Origin of the sequence: Microbacterium sp. NPDC056044, from assembly GCF_042267145.1 — a bacterium.
Classification (GTDB): Bacteria; Actinomycetota; Actinomycetes; order Actinomycetales; family Microbacteriaceae; genus Microbacterium.
The window spans coordinates 68,687-84,520 of the sequence record NZ_JBHJWZ010000004.1; the positions used below are offsets into that span (position 1 = coordinate 68,687).

The window sequence follows — 15,834 nt, forward strand, 5'->3', positions numbered from 1 at the left end:
GACGGTTCCGATTAGACTGAGCCGGTGCTGACGGTCGCTGTTCTCATCTCGGGCACAGGGTCGAACCTGCGCGCCCTGCTCGACGCGGCGGCCGATCCCGACTTCCCCGCCCGCATCGTCGTCGTCGGCGCCGATCGCGAGGCCGACGGGTTCTCGCACGCCGAGGAGTACGGCATCCCCACGTTCATGGTGCCGTTCGCGCAGTTCGCGAGCCGCGAGGAGTGGGGCGCCGAGCTCGGCACCCAGCTGGATGTCTGGCAGCCCGATCTCGTCGTGCTGAGCGGCCTCATGCGCCTGCTGCCGGCGGACCTCGTCGAGGCGTGGTCGCCGCGCATCATCAACACCCACCCGGCCTACCTGCCGGAGTTCCCCGGTGCGCACGGCGTGCGCGACGCGCTCGCCGCCGACGTGGCGCAGACCGGGGCCAGCGTCATCATCGTCGACAACGGGGTCGACTCGGGGCCGATCCTCGCCCAGGAGCGCGTGCCCGTGCTTCCCGGTGACGACGAGCACGCCCTGCACGAGCGCATCAAGCCCGTCGAACGCCGCCTGCTCATCGACGTGGTGCGCCGCGTCGCGACCGGCGACCTCGACCTCGCGGCCGTGTCCGCGAGCGCCCAGCTCTGAACCCACCCCACCCGAGGAGATCCGCCATGGCCGGACCGAGCCACGACCCCGCCCTGTACCGCCCCCGCGACGTCGTGCCGGTGCGCCGCGCACTGGTCTCGGTGAGCGACAAGACAGACCTCCTCGCGCTCGGCGAGGCGCTGGCAGCCGCCGGCGTCGAGATCGTGTCGACCGGGGGCTCGGCGACGCTGCTGCGCGAGGCCGGGTACGAGGTGACCGACGTGTCGAGCGTGACCGGGTTCCCCGAGTCGCTCGACGGCCGCGTCAAGACGCTCCACCCGAGCGTGCACGCGGGACTCCTCGCCGACCTCCGCCTCGAGGACCACGAGCGTCAGCTCGGCGAGCTCGGCATCGCGCCGTTCGAGCTCGTCGTGGTGAACCTCTACCCGTTCGTCGAGACGGTGCGCTCGGGCGCCCAGGGCGACGACGTCGTCGAGCAGATCGACATCGGCGGCCCGGCCATGGTGCGCGCGTCGGCGAAGAACTACGCCAACGTCGCGATCGTCGTCTCGCCCTCGTCGTACCCTGCGGTCATCGACGCCGTGCGCGCCGGCGGCACGAGCCTGGTGCAGCGCCGCGAGCTCGCCGCCCGCGCCTTCGCGCACACCGCCGAGTACGACCGCGCGGTCGCCACGTGGTTCACCGAGGGCACGCTGCTCGAAGAGGACCTGCCCGCGCACCTCACGATCAAGGCCGAGCGCCTCGCCACGCTCCGCTACGGCGAGAACTCGCACCAGCGCGCCGCGATCTACACGCGCAACGGCGGCCACGGCATCGCGCAGGCGATCCAGCTCCAGGGCAAGGAGATGTCGTACAACAACTACGTCGACGCCGACGCGGCCCTGCGCGCCGCGTTCGACATGGTCAAGCCCGCCGTCGCGATCATCAAGCACGCGAACCCGTGCGGTATCGCGGTCACCGCGCCGAACGCCCTCGACCCGATCGCGAGCGCGCACCTGCGCGCACACGAATGCGACCCGGTGTCGGCCTACGGCGGCGTGATCGCCGCCAACGGCACCGTGACCCTCAAGATGGCCGAGAACCTCAAGGACATCTTCACCGAGGTCATCGTCGCGCCCGCGTTCGAGCCGGCCGCGCTCGAGGTCTTCAAGGCGAAGAAGAACCTGCGCCTGCTGCAGCTTCCGGCCGACTGGCAGCAGGAGCGCATGGACGTGCGCCTCGTCTCGGGCGGCCTGCTGCTGCAGGACGCCGACCGCTTCCCCGACGACATCGAGTCGGTCGCGAAGGACTGGCAGCTGGTGTCGGGCGAGCGCCCCGCCGACGAAGAGATGACGAACCTCATCTTCGCCTGGAAGGCCTGCCGCGCCGTCAAGTCGAACGCCATCGTCCTGGCCAAGAGCTCGGCGACCGTCGGCATCGGCATGGGCCAGGTCAACCGCGTCGACTCGTGCCGCCTCGCGGTCGAGCGCGCCGGTGACCGCGCCGCGGGCTCGGTCGCGGCATCCGACGCGTTCTTCCCCTTCGCGGACGGCCCGCAGATCCTGCTCGACGCGGGCATCTCGGCCATCATCCAGCCCGGCGGCTCGGTGCGCGACGACGAGGTCATCGCCGCGGCGAAGGCCGCGAACGTGACGATGTTCTTCACGAACGAGCGCCACTTCTTCCACTGAGCCGAGAGGACGCCGACGCATGACCGACGCACTGGCCGACCGCTGCGCGACGCTCGCGCAGCCCGTGGTGGACCTGATGGCGGCCGCGATCGAATGCCAGGCGGGCGGGGCCGATGCCTTCGCCCGCGTGGCGGATCTCGCCGGCGAGGTGCGGCGGGTCGCCGAGCGCGGCAGCATCGGGATCGACCAGGCCGACTACGTCGCGTGGACGGCGGCGGCGCCGCGCCTGCTCACCGAGATGGCAGACGCCGCCGAGCGTCGGGACGCCCGCGCGGTGTGGGCGGCGTTCGCCGACCCTCAGGCGGGCCTGCACCGGCTCGGCACCGCGTGCGCCGGCCAGCCCCGCTGGTGACCCGCGGCCGGTGACCGTCGCGACTGATCAGCCGACGCCGATCAGCAGGCGCCGGGGAGCGGCAGCGGTTCCGCGTCGCCCCAGTCGCTGAACTGCGCGTGCACCGCGCCGGACTCGTCCGCGCGGATCAGCTCAGCGGGCAGGGCCGGGCCCGTCGTGCTCACCCGCAGCACGCCGGCGGTGCCGTCTTCGCCCAGGAGCAGTTCCACCGCGTCGCCTGCGGGCGCGCCCAGGCCCGAGGCATCCGTCGTCGCCTCCGCCAGGAACGCGGCCGGGTCCAGCAGCGGGTGCCAGCGGGCGACGAGGTCGTCGGCGGCCGCGACGCACGCGACCGCGCCCGGCTCGAGGCCCGCCGCGGCGGCGACGGCCGCTGACGGTGTGACCGCCGCGCGGGCACCGTCCACGACGATCGAGGTCGCCTCGCCGTCGGCGGTGACCTCGGCGCTGTACTGCTGCGGGCCGCCGGTGAACGCGACCTCGAGCGTCCGGCCCGACGGGTCGCGGTACGTCACGGTCATCGTGGTGTCGGCGGTCGCCGCGTCGGCGAGGATCTGCGTGCGCGCGTCGGCGGGGGACAGGAGCGCCAGGCCGTTGGCGTCGCGCTCGGCGTCGTAACTGCCGAGGTCGACCCACGTCGGCGTCGGCGCAGGCGGGACGGGAGCGCTCGCGCAGCCGGTCACCAGCAGGAGCGAGGCGGCCACGGCCACCGCGGCGGCGCGACGGCGCTCAGCCATCGGACGAGGCCGGTGCCGCGTCCGCGACGCACGCGGATGAGGCGCCCTGCGCAGCGAGTGCGTCGGCGTCGAGCGTGACGGGCGCGTCCGCGGCCGACGCGGGTCGCACGACCACGCACGACCGGTCGTCGATGAGGCCGGCGGAGACGGGGATCCACGCCTCTTCGCCGGACACGAGCTGCGAGACGTCGACGGCCTCCCCGCCCGGACCGCCCACCACGAGCAGCTGGTAGGGCACCTCGGGGCCCGACCACGTGGCACGCACGTTGTCGGGGCTCACGGTGAGGGCGAGCCCGGAGGCCGCGGCGCCCGGGTTGAGCAGGCCGATCACGAGGAACACGCCGAGGGCGATGAGTGCGACGAGCGTCGTCGCCATCGAGACGAGCGAGGCCGGATGCCGCCACAGCGGCCGCGGCTTCTCGACGGCCTCGGTGAGCTCGGGGAGGATGTCGGCGCTGGTCTCGAGCGGGCGCATCGGCCCGGGAGTGGTGGCGAGGCTCGCGCGACCCGCCTCCCAGCCCACGCGCACCGGGCCGTGGCCGGCGGGCGGCACCTCGACGGGTGCGGGGGCGAACACGGGCGCGGCCGTCACGATCGCCGCGGGACGGCGGGGCGGGCGCGACATGGTCGCGAGCGGGATCGCGTCGGCGGCGGGCTGGTCCGCGTCGGCCGTGAGCACCTGCGGCGCGTCCAGCGTCGCCGACTGGCGGTGGAGGCGGCGCGTCGAGGGATTGTCGGTCATGTGCTTCCGGCGTCGTCGAGTGCCCGAGAGCGGTCCGGGCACCCGATTACTATAGTGTCGTCCGCCGCCCCCGGCCCCTGGAGTCCCATGTTCCGCAGACCGACGGCGACGCTCGGTGCGGTCATCCTGGCGGTGGCGGCGGCGATCATGCCGACGGCGGCATCCGCCGCCTCCCCAGCCGATGCGGAGGGCGACGGCCCGCCCCAGAACACGGCGCTCATCGAGATCCCGTACGGCGAACCGGCCGAGCTGCCCGTCGCCGAGGGCGTCACCGTCGACTGCGCCGCACTCCCGCCCGGCGACGGTTTCGATCTCTCGTGCGAGCCGACCGGCATCACGCTCACGGTCGCGGAGTATGACCCGGCGTGGGGCGAGCGCGCGCTTCCGGTGACCCTGGTGTCGGGCGCCACGCGCACCGTCGTGAACTACCGCGTCGCCCTGGCCGCGCCGCCCGCGCCCGAGATCACGACGCCCCGCGTCGACGCGCCCTTCCGCGCGGGCAGCCAGGCGCTGATCCCGCTGTCGCTCCTCGGCATCACCTGCACGCTGTGCACCCCCGACACCGCCTCGGTGCGCATCGACGCCGTGTCGCCCGCCACCGCGCACGCGGGCGTCGGCCCGGCGCACCTCGCCGTGCGCTCCGACGCGCCGGGCGACGTGACCGTCACGCTCGCGATCGAAGACGACGCCGGTCAGACGGCGACGGCCGAGGTGGTCGTGAGCATGGTCGAGGCGATGGATGCTGCGCCCCTGGCTCTGCACGTCGCGTCGGCGCCCGCCCGGGCCCTCGAGCTCGCCGACCTCGCGTGGGGCGACGGGCTGTCGTTCTCGTGCCTGACGACGATCGCCGGAGCGACCTGCGGTGCGGACGGCGCCGTCACGTTCCCCGACGACCCGCTCCCCGGCGATCAGCTCACGTTCCGCGTCGTCGACGGCCGCGGCTTCCAGTCGATCGGCAGCGTCACGTTCACGGATGACGCCGGGGACGCAGCATCCGTTTCTCCCATACCGCTGAGCTGGTCCGCGACCAGTCCTCTCGGGATCCGCGTGCCCGCGCCGCCCTCCGACGAGGAGGGCGACGGCGCGAGCGTGCTGTCCCGACTGTCCCGCATCCTCCAGGAAGTGCCCACGCCATGACCCTGCGCCTGACGATCGCCGACCGGCACTCATCCACCTCTGCGGAGTCGTGGGTGGTGAAGGTCGACGAGGCCACCACGGTCTCGGAGCTGGCCGAATCGCTCCAGGTCGACCCCGCGGTCCTCGCCCCGTCCGCCGATGCCGTCGAGACGCTCGCCGGCTCGGGGCTGCGCAGCGGGCAGGTGGTGCCCGCCGCCGCGCCGCAGGTGATCTCGCCCGGGCGCCTGCGGCTCGAGTTCGTCGCCGGCGCGTTCGCCGGTGAGGCCGTGCCGCTGCAGCCCGACCGCCCGGTGTCGGTGGGGCGCGAGACCGGCGGCGACGTCGTGGTCGCCGACCCGCACCTGGCGGCCCGCCACGTCACGATCACCGCGACCGGCGGGTACGCGCCCGACGGCGGCTTCCACCCGCTGTCGGCGGTCGTCGAGCCGGGCGACCCGGCGGCGCAGGTGCTCGTCAACGGTCAGCCGGTCGAGGGGCCGGTGCGCATCGTCCCCGCCGACCTGGTGCAGCTCGGCAGCAGCGTGGTGCGCATCGGCATGGCGCCGGCCTCGGACGCCGACATCACCGTCGACGAGCTCGGCGCCCGCGCGTTCAACCGGCCCTCGCGCATCCGCACCCCGTCGGCGACGCCGGTGGTGCAGCTGCCGGGCGACAAGCCCGCCGAGACCGACGCGTCGCCGCTGCCGTGGCTGTCGGCGATCGTGCCGATCGTGCTCGGCGTGACGCTCGCGATCGTCTTCCAGCGGCCGATCATGCTCATCATGGCGGCGGCGTCGCCGGTGATGGTCGTCGGCTCGTTCATCGCCAACAAGCGCCTCGCCCGGCGCAAGGGCGAGCGCACCGAGGCCGAGTGGGCGGCCGACATCGTCACCGCGCGCACCCGCATCGCCGACCTGGTGCGGTCGCAGCGCCTCGACGCCTGGTACCGGGCGCTCGACCCGGTGCTCATCCGCGACATCGCCACGCGGCCGCTCGCGCGGCTGTGGGAGCGCCGGCGCAGCGACGAGGACTCGCTGCGCGTGCGCGTCGGCGTCGCCGACGTGCCCCTCGACGTGCGGTTCGAGGGCGGCCCGCAGAAGGAGCGCACCGCCGAGCGGCGCGTCGGCACGTCGCCGTCGCCGGTCTCGGTCGACCTCGCCGCCGGGCCGCTCGCGATCTCGGGCCCGGCGGACGTCGCCGGCGGGATCGCCCGGTCGATCGTGACCGGGCTCGCGACGCTGCGCTCGCCGCGGGACCTGCACCTCATGGTGCTGTGCGACCGCGAACAGGACGCCGAGTGGTCGTGGGTCCAGTGGCTGCCCCACGTGCAGCCCGGTGTGGGCCCGGTGGCGCTCATCGGCAACACCGATCTCACGCGCCGCGAGCGGCTGCGCGAGGCCGGGGCGCTCCTCGAGGCGCGCATGCGCACGGGCGGCGACCGCCGTTCCGACGCGCAGCTCATCGTCGTGGTCGACGGCGCGCGCCGCTACCGCATGCTCCCGGGCATGGTGACGATCCTCGAGAAGGGTGCGCAGTACGGCATCCACGTCATCGCGATCGACTCGGACCGTACGCGCCTGCCCGAGGAGGCGGCATCCGTCATCACCGTCGACGGTGCCGACCCGCTGCTGGGTCGTGTCGAGACGGCCGAGGAGTACTTCGCGCCGGTGCTCGTGGACCAGGTCACCATCGCCTACGCGGAGGACGTCGCGCGGGCGCTCTGCCCGATCGAGCACGTCCGCGGCGTGGGCGACGACGCCACCCTGCCCTCGAGCGTGCGGTACACCGAGCTCATGGGCGTCGACCTCGACGACGCGCGCCCGATCGCCGAGCAGTGGCAGCTGGTGCCCAGGCAGTCGTACGTCGTCATCGGCGCCGGCACCGAGGGCGAGTTCGCGATCGACATCGCGGCCGACGGCCCGCATGCGCTCGTCGCCGGCACGACCGGCTCTGGCAAGTCCGAGTTCCTGCAGACGCTCGTCGTGTCGCTCGCGCTCGCCAACCGCCCCGACGCGCTCAACTTCGTGCTCATCGACTACAAGGGCGGGTCGGCCTTCGCGGACTGCGCGCGCCTGCCCCACACCGTCGGCATGGTGACGAACCTCGACGCCCGTGAGACCGAGCGCGCCCTCGCCTCGCTCGACGCCGAGCTCAAGCGCCGCGAGCGCGTGCTGCGCGACGACATCGGCGCGAAGGACGTAGACGCCGCGTGGGAGAAGGATCCGGATGCTGCGGCCCGGCTCGGTCTCGCACGGCTCATGATCGTCGTGGACGAGTTCGCCGAGCTGAAGACCGAGCTTCCGGACTTCATCACCGGGCTCGTGCGCATCGCCCGCGTGGGCCGCTCGCTGGGCGTCAACCTCGTGCTGGCGACCCAGCGGCCGTCGGGGGTCATCACGCCAGAGATGCAGTCGAACATCAACCTCCGCGTGGCCCTGCGTGTGACGGACCGGGGCGACTCGGCGGACGTCATCGGCACGCCCGACGCGGCGCTCATCCCGGCCGGGTCTCCGGGCCGCGGCTACGTCCGCGCCGGGTTGGACGCGTCGCCGGTGGCGTTCCAGACCGCGCGCGTCGCCGCGCTGCGTGTCGGCCACCAGCGCTCGGCGCGCGTGCTGCCGCCGGTCGCGAAGGTGGGCTGGCAGACGCTCGGCCTGCCGCCGCGGTTCCCGGCCGCGGCCGAGTCCGGCGTGCACCGGCCCGACCAGGACGACACCGATCTGCGCGCGCTGGTGCAGCTCGCGACCCAGGCGGCCGCGCTCATCGGCATCGCGAAGAGCCCGTCGCCGTGGCTCATGCCGCTTCCCGAGGTGCTGCCGCTGGACCGCTTCGACGAGAACGCCGCGCCTGAGGGCGCCGTCGTGCTCGGCCTCGCCGACGTGCCCGCGCAGCAGCGGCAGGAGCCGCTGCTGTGGAGCATCCACGACGACTCGCACCTGCTGTTCTTCGGCGGCAGCCGCTCCGGTCGCACGACCGCGCTCCGCACCATCGTGTCGCAGGCGATCCTGCGCTTCACGCCGGCCGACCTGCACCTCTACGTCGTGGACTACGGCAACGGCGCGCTCCTGCCCCTCGCGGGCGACCCGCACAGCGGTGCGGTGGTCACCCCGCAGGACGCCGAGCGCCTGCCGCGCCTGCTCGGCCGGCTCGGCTCGGAGCTCTCGCGCCGACAGAGTGTCCTTGCCCAGGCCGCGGTCGGCAGCATCGCCGAGCAGCGCCGGCAGGCGTCGCCGCGGGACGCCCTCTCGTACGCCGTCGTGGCGATCGACGGCTGGGAGCGCCTGGCCGCGTCGATGACGCCCGACGAGATGCTCGCGATCCGCGACCAGGTCATGCGCCTGCTGCGCGAGGGACCCGCCGTCGGCATCCGCGTGGTGATCACGGCCGACCGCAGCGTCCCTTCCGACAAGATCGCGAGCTTCATCGACACGCAGTACGCGCTGCCGATGCGCGACGTCAACGACTACCGCGCCGCCGGCATCATGGTGCGCGACGTCGCCCCCGAGATGCCGCCCGGCCGCGTGCTGTTCGGGCCGACCGGGGCCGAGGGGCAGATCGCGGTGCTGTCGGCCGACACGAGCGGCGAGGCCCAGAACGGCGGACTGCGCGGCACGGTCGAGCACGTCGCGGCGCACTTCGCGCGGTTCCCGCAGCTCGCGGAGCTCCCCGTCCCGCTGCGGGTCGACCCGCTCCCCGGCCACATCGGGCTGTCCCGCGCCTACGCGCTGCCGATCGCCGCACCCGACATGCCCGAGGCGCCCATCGTCGGTGTCGGCGGCGACACGCTGTCGCGCTTCACCGTCGACTGGCCGGGCACCGGCGGCTTCGTCGTGGTCGGCGATCGCCGCAGCGGCAAGACCGACGCCCTGGCGCTCATCGCGCACCAGCTCGCGTGGGCGGGCCAGCGCATGGTGGTGGTCGCGGCTGCCGGCTCCGTGCTCACCGAGGTCGCGGCCTCCCATGGCACGCCCGTGCTCACGACCGCGTCCGATGCGGCGCAGATCGACGCGGTGCTCGCGGGCGACGAGCTGCTCACTGTCGTGATCGACGACGCGGAGTCCCTCCGCGACTCGGCGCTCGAGCGCGCGTTCGTCACGGCGCGGGCGCGGCTGCGCTTCGTGGTCTCGATCACTGCCGACGCCGCCGGCAGCGCCGTATCGGGCCCCGTCTCCGACGCCAAGCGCGGCCGCGCGGGACTCGTGCTGTCGCCCCCGACGTCGATCATCGGCACGCAGGTGTTCGGCGCGCAGCTGCCGCGTCACCTCGTGGGCCGCGGCGGCCCCGGCAGCGGCGTGCTGTTCCTCGGCGGCGAGTACCGCGCGGTGCAGGTGCCGGACCTGCGCGTGTGACGGACGGGGAACGGATGCTGCGAGCCCGCGCCCGGAGGGACCGATTACTGTGGAACCCGGCCTGCCGTGATTCGGACGCGGTCGCGCCGCCGCTTTCGCGATCTCGAGGATCTCGCCCATGACCACCCACTGCCGCTTCTGCGGCGAGGCCGTCCGGCCGAACACGATGTTCTGTCCCGCGTGCGGGCAGATCATCGTCGGCGACGCCCCGCGCCCGCAGAGCGCGCCCCCGTTCCCCACGACGGGCGGGCGCCGGCAGGATGCCCCGGCCACCGCGCACACCCCGGCCGACCTGCCGCCCGTGCCGCTGCCCGACGTGCCGGCCTGGGGCCGCCCGGCGGCACAGCCGCCCGCGGCGCCTGCGGCACCTGCACCCGCGGTTCCCGCGTCAGCCGCTGCTCCTGCTCCCGCTCCGGCGGTGCCGGCCGCCCCTGCCTCTGCGGCTGCTCCCGCGCCGGGACCGCGGCGCACGCCGGCACCCGCCCCCGCCGGGGCGCCGCTGGCGCTGCTCCTTCCCGGCGGCGCCCGCATCCCCGTCGACCAGGTGCTGGTCCTCGGACGCCAGCCCGCCTCCGGTGCGGCGCAGCGCGGGGGAGTGCCGGTCGAGGTCATCGACCCGTCGCGCTCCATGTCGCGCGTGCACCTCGTGATCGCGGCCCGCGCCGACGGGGCGACGACCGCCACCGACCCCGGTTCGGGCAACGGCACCGTCGTCGTCCGCGCCGGGCAGAGGCATCCACTCATCCGTGACGTGCCGTTCGAACTGGTCGCCGGCGACCGGCTCGCGCTCGGCGACGTGATCGTCGACGTGGCGTGACCGCGAGCACGCCCGCCTGCCGCGGCGCCGTTCCCGCGCCGCGCCCCGCAGCCCCCTTCCGCAACGAGGAGACACCGTGACCGACATCTCTGCCGATCCCTGGCGTCAGTTCATCCAGTCCGGCCGTACCCTGCGGTTCGACATCGACCGCGCGCAGGCGACGGCGACGCTGGGGCGCAACACGCGCTACCTGCTCGTGATGGGCGGCATCTCGGCGCTCGTGCTCGTCGTCGTCGTCGTGCTGTTCGCGACCGGCATCGGCCGCGCGGTCACGTACGTGCTGCTCGCGATCCTCCTCGTGGTGATGCTCGGCAACGTCGGGCTCGGCCTCATCGCGCGCCGCCGCGTGCTGAAGACCCTGGCGGTCGAGGGCGTGTTCATCGAGGTGGACGCGACCGGCGTGCGCCTGGCCGGCGTGCCGCCACTGGTGTGGGCGCAGACGCTCGGCGTCGTCGTCTCCGACAACCGCGCGACGCTCGAGGCGGGCAAGGGCCTCGCCCGTCGGCTGCGCAAGTTCAGCTACGACACCGGCGGCGCGCTGAACTCCGTCATCATCGGGCTGGACGACATGCGCTCCGTGCGGGCGGCGGCGAGCGGGCTGCGGGTCGCGGCCCTCGATCTCGCGATGCACGACCACGGCGCCGTCGTGCTGAACCTCGACGTCGCCCTCGACCGCGAGCAGTGCGATCAGGTGCGCGAGGCGCTGCGCGCCGCGGCTGCGCTCAACGGGGTTCCGTTCCGCTTCACCGCCGACAACGGGGTGGTCGCCCAGGCCACGCTGGAGATGGGCGGCGGAAAGCGCCTCACCGTCTCCTGACGCCCGCCGCGGCATCCGGGGATCCCCATGGGGAATTGTCCCCATGGCACCTGCCGCCGTGCATGTCAGGATGAGACCGAACGTTTCACACGGGCGCACACCGCCCCCACCCACGGAGGATCCCATGGCGGACATCAAGGTCACTTCCGAGTCGCTCTCCGGCGTCGCGAACCAGCTGGCGTCGGGCGCCACGTCGATCGAATCGCAGCTGAGCAACCTCAAGTCCCTGGTCCAGGGCCTGATCGCCGGCGACTGGGGCGGCGCGGCTTCGCAGTCCTTCAACGAGCTGTACGAGCAGTGGGATGCTGCGGGCCTCCAGCTGAAGGAATCGCTCAACGGCATCAGCGACCAGCTGTCGAAGGCGGCGCTCGCCTACGAAGAGTCCGAGAGCAACATCTCGAACAGCTTCCGCGCCTGACCTGTCCGTGAAGGACCGGGCGTCATCGCCCGGTCCGACCGCCCCCGCGGGGGCGTCGACGCGAAGGGAGCGCAGTCGTGGCGCACTTCTCGGTATCGACCCCGGCGCTCGGGTACTCGGCGGCGTCGATGGCTGCGGCTCTCGCGGACTTCGACGCGCGAGTCGCCCAGGTCTCGGCATCCGTCAACTCCGTCGTGGGGGCATCGTGGACCGGTGACGCCTCCGACGAGTTCGCGACGTCCTGGGCCGACTGGCTCGCCGGCGCCGCGACTACCCGCGCGGCGCTCGCCGACATCGTGGCGCGGCTGCAGGGCGCCGAAGCGGCCTATGTGAGCACGGAGGCGGGCCTCACCGCCGCGTCCCGCTCCTCGCGCGTCGACGCACGGCCGACGGGGGACCGCGCATGAGCCAGCACACCTTCGACATCGCCCAGCTCCGCGAGCTCGAGACCACACTGTCGAATCTCGTCGAGTACTGCACCGACCTCGAGACCCACGCGGCGGGCGCGACGGCCGCCGCCACCGGGCAGTGGTCGGGTGTCGCGAGCGTCGAGTTCCTGACGAAGGTGCAGACCTGGCAGGTCGGCGCCGTGTCGCTGCGAGCCTTCGCCGAAGACCTCAAGACGTGGGCGGGCGACGCGGCGACCGTGTACGAGACGTCGCAGACCGACACCCAGACGATGTGGGCCAGCCTGTGAACCAGAGAAGAATCGACCCGACGCTGTACATCGCCGCGGCCGACGAGTTCCGCGCGATCAGCGAGTCCGCCGCGACCCGCCTGTCCGACGCGCGCAGCTCGCTGAGCCAGTACGCGCGCATGGCCGGGGACGACCCGGGCGGCGAGCAGCTCGCCCAGGGGTACGACGACATGGCGCGCGACGCGCTGCAGGCGCTCTCCGACATCGCCGTGCTCGCGAACACGATGGACCGCGCCATCATGCAGAGCGGCTGGAACCACGCCGCCGCAGAGGAGGCGGCCGGCGGCAAGCCCGCCGGCGGCTCTTTCACTGTGCGCCCGGCGCGCACGCCCGTCACGGTCGCGGCGCCGCCCTCGGCCTTCGGCGGCAGCAACGACACCCCCGACGCGTGGGACGTCGTCAAGGACTTCGTCGGCATGATGTGGCCGAACGCCGACACCGCCAAGCTCCGCAGCGCCGGCACGACGTGGGACGGCGTCGAGCGCGACGTCCGGGCCCTCGCCACCGAGATCCGTCAGGCCGACGACGCGCTGATGGGTCTCAACAGCGTCGAGCTGGCCAAGCTCCGCTCCGAGGTCAACGAGTTCGCCACCGACGTCTCGGGTGCCGCCACCGACATCTCCGAGGTGGGCGATCTCTGCCGCGAGTACGCGGACGACGTCGAAGAGGCCCACCGCGAGGTCATCCAGATGCTCGTGCAGCTCGCGATCGAGATCGCGGCCAGCGTCGCGATCGGCGCGGCGCTGAGCGTCTTCACCTTCGGTGCCAGCGCCGTCGTGGCCGGCGGCGGCATCACCGCCCGCATCATCATGGTCGCCCAGCGGATCGTCACCTTCCTCACGAAGGTGTCGGGCACCGCGGCGCGCATCGTCGCCCGGCTGGCGGCGATCACCGCGCGCGTGGCCCCGCTCGCGAACCGCTTCCAGCGGACCGCCCGCATCGTGATCAGCGTCTCGTCGGGCACTCTCGCGGCCGGCTCGTCCGAGCTGATCGTCCGGGGCGGCGACGCGAACATGCTTGTCGCGATGGGCAGCGGGTTCGTCGGCGGCGCGGTCACCGACACCGTCGCGCTCGCGTTCGGCAAGTACGGGCAGCGCGTCCTCGTGCAGGCGCTGGCCAACGGCGCCGGCGGCGCGTCCAGCGGCGCCTCGACCGGACTTCTCAGCGGCCAGGGCGTCGACATCCGCCAGGTGCTCATCAGCGGCGCCGGCGGCGGGCTCCTCGGTGCGGGCACCTCGATCCGCGGCCGGCGGGGCGGCACCGCCCACTCCGCCGACCCCGGCGCCGGCAGCGTCCGCACCCCCGACGTCGAGGGCCCCCGAGTCGGCGGACCGGACGGTCCGAGCACCGGCGACGGCAGCGGCATCGGCACGCGCCCCGACTACGACGGCCCGCAGGTGACCGGTGGCAGCGACTCCGGCGGCAGCGGGGCCGGCGACGGCGGCCTCGGCAGCCGTCCCGACTACGACGGCCCTCAGGTCACCGGTGGCAGCGACGCCGGCGGCAGCGCGGGCGACGGTGGCGGCATCCGCATCCCCGACGGCGAGGCACCGCAGGCACCGCAGATCGACGTCACCCCGCCGGTGGGCGACAGCCCCACGGCGACCGTGGACGCCCCGCACGTGCCGACCGGCGGTGCCGATGCCCCGACCGGCGGCGTGGACGCTCCGACCGGCGGTGCGGACGCTCCGACCGGTGGTGCGGACGTTCCGAAGGCTCCGCACAATGGCGGCGATGCTCCGACCACCTCCGACGACATCTCGCGCCAGTTCGACGAACTCGAGGCGGACATCGACCGTCAGTTCGATGACCTCGAGGCGGACATCGATCGCCAGTTCGATGACCTCGAGGCGGACATCGACCGTCAGTTCGATGAGCTGGAGGCCGACATCGACCGTCAGTTCGATGAGCTGGCGGCGGATGGCGGCGACGGGGCCGATGACATCGGCTCGCCTGCCGACGCTCCCGATGCCGCAGGCGCGGATTCTCCGGCGCCGGCTGACGGCGTGGATGCAGGCGCAGATCCGGGGACTCCCGACCCCACTGCGGACTCGCACATGCTGGGCGATCCGGGAGATCCCGTCCACTACGAGAACGGGGTGCGCTTCTTCGGGCCCGAGCAGTTGGACCTGTGGCTCGGCGGCGCAAGCCTGGGTAGACCAGGCGACGCCGTGTTCTTCATGCCGGAAGCGGATGCTTCCAACGTGTACGACAGTCTGAGCGCCGCCATCGAAAGCGGCATGGCCCCCAGCGCCATGAATGCCTGGCGTAACGGCGACGATGTCTTCGGCATGATGGTCCCGCTCGATGGAGTGCCACAGCGACTGCCCACGTACAACGACGCGGGCGGCTGGGAGCACTTCGTCCCCGGCGGTCACACGGCGGTGAAGGTGGGCGACGAGTTCTTCCTCAACCCGACGCGGGAGTTCGTCATCGATGGAGGCAAGCCGATGCCGAGCGGTACCATCATCTTCCGCCTACTCGACGGAGGAAACTGGGAGGTGATTGCGATCCATGGCTGACGACGAGTCGAACGAGAACACTCTCGACCGCACGGCGACCGCGACGCAAGCGGGTCGCGCCACCGTCGATGAGCTGGTGGCGGCATTCCTCGACGCGCCGGTCGTTCTGCCGAGCGCGACCGATCCGATGACGTCACCCACTCAGCCCGTGCTGGTCACGATAGATGGGATCCAGCACGTCGTGATCTTCGACTCGCTGGCGACGGCCGGTCAGGTCTCGCATCTCGCGCGCTACGCCGCGTCGATGAGGGGGCGCGACGCGCTCCGAGGTGTGCGACCGGGTCTCGGGGTGCTCGTCCGAACGGCTCATTCCGGATTCGATCTGTCGCCCCAGTTGCTCGACGAGATTCGCGCCAAGCAGACGTCAGGAGAATGACCTTCAGCGAACCCGCCGACGGGCGGGGGTGCCCTTGGTGCCGGGAGAAATGGATCTGGCGATCCGACGAGCCCCGACTGCTGGGGCAGAGCCGTGACTTCCAGGTCCAGGTCTATCGCTGCGGGCGTTGCGGGACGTACTGGGAGGAAGGAATCGTCAACCCCCGCGTGATCACTCGCGACCAGGCTCTTGAGCGGCTGCCCGACCTGGAGGAGCGCGAACGACTCGCGGGCCTGTGAAGGCTCGGCGCTGATACCGCACCCTAGGAACGGACTCGTAAGGTGGTCGGGTGATGTCACGATCCGATGACGACCCCCGCAGACGCGGCGTCAGGGGCGCGCCCGAGCAGGATGCCATCGCCGCGCTCCCGATGCACGCGGCCGGGGGCGCGGACGCGACCGACGATGCCCTGAGTGACGCGGAGAAACCGTCATACCTGGGGCAAGAGGACTGATGCAAGCATTCGAGACGAGCGCGCCGTTCTACGAGTACCGGGGCGAGCTGTTCCGACTCCACTCGGGGTCCGCGACGGCGAAGCGGGTGTGGGTGCAGGGGGATCTCACCTCGGAGCGGTTTCCTGATGCGCTCGAGTTCAGTGACGATCCGGCCGAGCGCTGGGTGATGCTTCCCGCCGAG

At 73.1% G+C, this 15,834-nt stretch carries 15 protein-coding genes; 13 read left to right on the top strand and 2 right to left on the bottom strand.

Annotation, left to right across the window (positions count from 1 at the left end; translation table 11 throughout):
* Positions 1–24: 24 nt before the first annotated feature.
* Genes purN through ACFC1I_RS12255 form a run of 3 tightly spaced genes read left to right on the top strand, consistent with a single transcriptional unit; the run spans position 25 to position 2,610 of the window.
* The gene (gene purN, locus ACFC1I_RS12245; RefSeq protein ID WP_376009551.1) at positions 25–627 is read left to right on the top strand and encodes a phosphoribosylglycinamide formyltransferase; all 603 of its coding nucleotides are present in this window, start codon (positions 25–27) and stop codon (positions 625–627) included.
* Positions 628–653: 26 nt separating this feature from the next.
* Positions 654–2,258, top strand: coding sequence for a bifunctional phosphoribosylaminoimidazolecarboxamide formyltransferase/IMP cyclohydrolase (purH, locus tag ACFC1I_RS12250; RefSeq protein ID WP_376009553.1), 1,605 nt, complete (start codon positions 654–656; stop codon positions 2,256–2,258).
* A gap of 19 nt (positions 2,259–2,277) precedes the next feature.
* Positions 2,278–2,610: a hypothetical protein gene (locus ACFC1I_RS12255; RefSeq protein ID WP_376009556.1), complete on the top strand. Its 333-nt coding sequence runs from the start codon at positions 2,278–2,280 to the stop codon at positions 2,608–2,610.
* A 41-nt stretch (positions 2,611–2,651) separates the two neighbouring features.
* On the opposite strand, the gene ACFC1I_RS12260 is transcribed toward ACFC1I_RS12255, so the two are convergent.
* Together ACFC1I_RS12260 and ACFC1I_RS12265 are read right to left on the bottom strand one after the other, a co-directional pair.
* Positions 2,652–3,344, bottom strand: a complete 693-nt coding sequence (locus ACFC1I_RS12260; protein WP_376009559.1) for a hypothetical protein — start codon at positions 3,342–3,344, stop codon at positions 2,652–2,654.
* A complete protein-coding gene (locus ACFC1I_RS12265; RefSeq protein ID WP_376009560.1) occupies positions 3,337–4,086 on the bottom strand; it encodes a hypothetical protein in 750 nt (249 codons plus the stop codon). Before ACFC1I_RS12265 ends, ACFC1I_RS12260 begins: the two co-directional genes overlap by 8 nt.
* An 87-nt stretch (positions 4,087–4,173) precedes the next feature.
* Here ACFC1I_RS12265 and ACFC1I_RS12270 point away from each other — a divergent pair, with 87 nt between their 5' ends.
* The 10 genes from ACFC1I_RS12270 (at position 4,174) to ACFC1I_RS12315 (ending at position 15,437) form a co-directional block, all read left to right on the top strand.
* Complete coding sequence (locus tag ACFC1I_RS12270; protein WP_376009563.1) at positions 4,174–5,223, top strand: hypothetical protein; 1,050 nt, start codon at positions 4,174–4,176, stop codon at positions 5,221–5,223.
* Complete coding sequence (locus tag ACFC1I_RS12275; RefSeq protein WP_376009566.1) at positions 5,220–9,551, top strand: FtsK/SpoIIIE domain-containing protein; 4,332 nt, start codon at positions 5,220–5,222, stop codon at positions 9,549–9,551. The genes ACFC1I_RS12270 and ACFC1I_RS12275 overlap by 4 nt, the downstream gene beginning before the upstream one ends.
* Positions 9,552–9,669: 118 nt before the next feature.
* A complete protein-coding gene (locus ACFC1I_RS12280; RefSeq protein WP_376009568.1) occupies positions 9,670–10,368 on the top strand; it encodes an FHA domain-containing protein in 699 nt (232 codons plus the stop codon).
* A gap of 76 nt (positions 10,369–10,444) precedes the next feature.
* Positions 10,445–11,185, top strand: a complete 741-nt coding sequence (locus ACFC1I_RS12285) for a hypothetical protein (protein WP_376009571.1) — start codon at positions 10,445–10,447, stop codon at positions 11,183–11,185.
* 124 nt (positions 11,186–11,309) lie between these two features.
* The gene (locus ACFC1I_RS12290) at positions 11,310–11,603 is read left to right on the top strand and encodes a WXG100 family type VII secretion target (protein ID WP_376009574.1); all 294 of its coding nucleotides are present in this window, start codon (positions 11,310–11,312) and stop codon (positions 11,601–11,603) included.
* A 77-nt stretch (positions 11,604–11,680) separates the two neighbouring features.
* A complete protein-coding gene (locus ACFC1I_RS12295; RefSeq protein WP_376009577.1) occupies positions 11,681–12,010 on the top strand; it encodes a WXG100 family type VII secretion target in 330 nt (109 codons plus the stop codon).
* Positions 12,007–12,300 (top strand): hypothetical protein, encoded by a 294-nt coding sequence (locus ACFC1I_RS12300; RefSeq protein ID WP_376009580.1) that lies wholly within the window; start codon positions 12,007–12,009, stop codon positions 12,298–12,300. The genes ACFC1I_RS12295 and ACFC1I_RS12300 overlap by 4 nt, the downstream gene beginning before the upstream one ends.
* Positions 12,297–14,822 (top strand): hypothetical protein, encoded by a 2,526-nt coding sequence (locus ACFC1I_RS12305; protein WP_376009583.1) that lies wholly within the window; start codon positions 12,297–12,299, stop codon positions 14,820–14,822. Before ACFC1I_RS12300 ends, ACFC1I_RS12305 begins: the two co-directional genes overlap by 4 nt.
* Positions 14,815–15,198, top strand: coding sequence for a hypothetical protein (locus ACFC1I_RS12310; protein WP_376009585.1), 384 nt, complete (start codon positions 14,815–14,817; stop codon positions 15,196–15,198). The genes ACFC1I_RS12305 and ACFC1I_RS12310 overlap by 8 nt, the downstream gene beginning before the upstream one ends.
* Entirely contained in the window at positions 15,195–15,437 is a 243-nt protein-coding gene (locus ACFC1I_RS12315; RefSeq protein WP_376009587.1) for a hypothetical protein, read from the top strand. The genes ACFC1I_RS12310 and ACFC1I_RS12315 overlap by 4 nt, the downstream gene beginning before the upstream one ends.
* The last annotated feature ends 397 nt before the right edge of the window (positions 15,438–15,834 follow it).

Excerpts from the sequence above, each read along its gene's own strand:
- purH (WP_376009553.1), top strand. The coding sequence starts at position 654 with ATGGCCGGACCGAGCCACGACCCCGCCCTGTACCGCCCCCGCGACGTC.
- ACFC1I_RS12255 (WP_376009556.1), top strand. The coding sequence starts at position 2,278 with ATGACCGACGCACTGGCCGACCGCTGCGCGACGCTCGCGCAGCCCGTG.
- ACFC1I_RS12260 (WP_376009559.1), bottom strand. The coding sequence starts at position 3,344 with ATGGCTGAGCGCCGTCGCGCCGCCGCGGTGGCCGTGGCCGCCTCGCTC.
- ACFC1I_RS12265 (WP_376009560.1), bottom strand. The coding sequence starts at position 4,086 with ATGACCGACAATCCCTCGACGCGCCGCCTCCACCGCCAGTCGGCGACG.
- ACFC1I_RS12270 (WP_376009563.1), top strand. The coding sequence starts at position 4,174 with ATGTTCCGCAGACCGACGGCGACGCTCGGTGCGGTCATCCTGGCGGTG.
- ACFC1I_RS12275 (WP_376009566.1), top strand. The coding sequence starts at position 5,220 with ATGACCCTGCGCCTGACGATCGCCGACCGGCACTCATCCACCTCTGCG.
- ACFC1I_RS12280 (WP_376009568.1), top strand. The coding sequence starts at position 9,670 with ATGACCACCCACTGCCGCTTCTGCGGCGAGGCCGTCCGGCCGAACACG.
- ACFC1I_RS12290 (WP_376009574.1), top strand. The coding sequence starts at position 11,310 with ATGGCGGACATCAAGGTCACTTCCGAGTCGCTCTCCGGCGTCGCGAAC.
- ACFC1I_RS12300 (WP_376009580.1), top strand. The coding sequence starts at position 12,007 with ATGAGCCAGCACACCTTCGACATCGCCCAGCTCCGCGAGCTCGAGACC.
- ACFC1I_RS12310 (WP_376009585.1), top strand. The coding sequence starts at position 14,815 with ATGGCTGACGACGAGTCGAACGAGAACACTCTCGACCGCACGGCGACC.
- ACFC1I_RS12315 (WP_376009587.1), top strand. The coding sequence starts at position 15,195 with ATGACCTTCAGCGAACCCGCCGACGGGCGGGGGTGCCCTTGGTGCCGG.